This is a genomic window from Psychrobacter sp. 1U2, from assembly GCF_051847575.1.
The window spans coordinates 1-2,036 of sequence record NZ_JBPYDC010000082.1 but is presented as its reverse complement, the minus strand read 5'-3'; the positions used below and the strand labels follow the sequence as shown (position 1 = coordinate 2,036).

Here is a 2,036-nt window from a genome sequence, read left to right as displayed (position 1 = left end):
CCATAGTTATGTTTCTCAATATTTAATCAATCATTAAAAGTGCTTCGCAAATTAAACAATCAATTACTATCAGCTCAAGTTACACGAGCTAAAGTTCAAACCCCAAGATAATAACCAGTAGGTGTGCCAGAATATGTTTGTATATAATCCAGGGACATCGTTGCTTAATATTTAGATTGTTGTCATAGATAAACGAAGATTTACAGTTCTACTTAAAAGTTATCTTTCTTACCCTCAGTCTGCCATTTAAGATCAAGACGAACGTCAATCTCATCCTCATTATCAGAATGGAAGCGAGCAGACCAACCATTTTCATCGGTAGTGCCCTTAAAATTTTCACCAGTTGTCTTGTTCACTGCCGTATAAGGCGTATTAGCATAAGGTACTTCGTCATCATCAACAAACTGATACGCTAAATTATAAACCCCATCCATTAGCGTTTTTGCATAAGGTATCAAACTCGGCAACACCCCAAGCCTCAAACCATCCATTCCACCCCCAGCCTTACCATGCTTACCGCCTTTCTCGACCACCTCTTTTGCCGCAATCGTAATATCAGCACCATCAAGGGTGATACTCGCACCTCCCGCCATGATCGTAATCTTATTCGTCGTCACCACTTCAACCTCTTTGGTTGAAGAGGCGATGTTCACATCTTGCTTGGCCGTTGCTTCAAGTTTGCCAGTATGGGCGGAGAGGGTGATATTGTCTTTCGCGTTGGTCATAACAAATTGACCATCGGCTATGATATTCAATGACTCACTACTGATTTGGTTATGTGTCTCACCACTACTGATCATCATATCTGCTTGCGTAGTGCTGATCATCTCTCCCATAGAGCGTTGGATAAGGGTATCGCTACTCACATAGCTGCTATCTGCTGCGCTATCGATCAGGGTGAATGGCGTCTGTTGGTGGGTCTTAGTTTGTTGTTCTTTAGCGATCGTCTCAAGCTGGGTTTTAATCGCTTTGTGATTGTTAACCTGACGGCCTAAGCCTGTTGCTAACTGCGTAAGGCGCTCCGCCAAGTGCTGACCGCCAAGAGCCGTTTGGGTCAAAGTAGGGGTATGATGTTGGTAATTGTGCTGTCCTGCCTGCGCATGGGTTTGTGGCTGGGTTGACAGCACCATCGCTTCGTTTGATTTAATGTTTATTTGCGCGTTGGTTGTCGCATTGATACCTTGGCGTTTGCTGCGCTTTGCTGAGTTAATCACGCCCATCTTGATATGAGCACTCACTTGTCCGTCTTTAACTTGCAATTGTGAGTAGGCTTGCTCACTTCTATGATCGCTGATCCATTCGGATAAACCGTTATCCGTGTTGCGATAGCCGCTCTCAATGGCTTGCTCATCAGTTGTGGCAAATAGACTAGGATGGGTTATTCAGTGGATTTAATAATTAGTTGCTGAAGAGCTTGCTTTTAAGCTCATTCTTGGCAGCTTCAAAGTTCTCACTATTACAAGCTTCATTCAATATTTTATTGGAGGGAATACTAGACCAACCAGCTTTATAGTCAAACTTATACGCTTCGTAATTACCTTCGTCTGAAAAACAACAAGCATAATATCCAACCAAAGCTTTACATTCTTTTCCTGATATTTTTGCATCGATTATATTTAGGTTTGGTGTACCAAGAATTTCCGCAGAAAAATAATCAAGTCTCTTATCGTTACTAGGCATAACCTCATAAATAATATCTACACCGTCCAAATTTAGATCGTAATAGCTAGATTTTCCATTGTTGTAACTTAGTGAAGGAGTTGTAGGAATATAAGTCACTAGTGCATCTAGTCGGGTAGGAATATTAGCCTCTTTAGAGTACAAGGTTCTAGCTTTATCATCAAAAGAAGCTATGAATTTATTGTTCTTTAATATAAAGATATGTTCAGGATTCTCATCATTAGATAGTATGGTAAATCCTTTAGTCTCATATTTTGTATAATTATCTGAGAATATATCGCTATTTTTAATTTTGCTATCAAAGTCCTTAATATCTTTAGTTGTAAACCCATATCTTTCTAAATCACTTTTATCAA

At 40.0% G+C, this 2,036-nt stretch carries 2 protein-coding genes; both read right to left on the bottom strand.

Annotation, left to right across the window (positions count from 1 at the left end; translation table 11 throughout):
• Positions 1 to 212 precede the first annotated feature (212 nt).
• Positions 213 to 1,259 (bottom strand): DUF2345 domain-containing protein, encoded by a 1,047-nt coding sequence (locus ACS8FD_RS13320; protein WP_439276237.1) that lies wholly within the window; start codon positions 1,257 to 1,259, stop codon positions 213 to 215.
• 139 nt (positions 1,260 to 1,398) lie between these two features.
• The coding region (locus tag ACS8FD_RS13315; protein ID WP_439276236.1) for a hypothetical protein at positions 1,399 to 2,036 on the bottom strand (638 nt) is incomplete at its 5' end.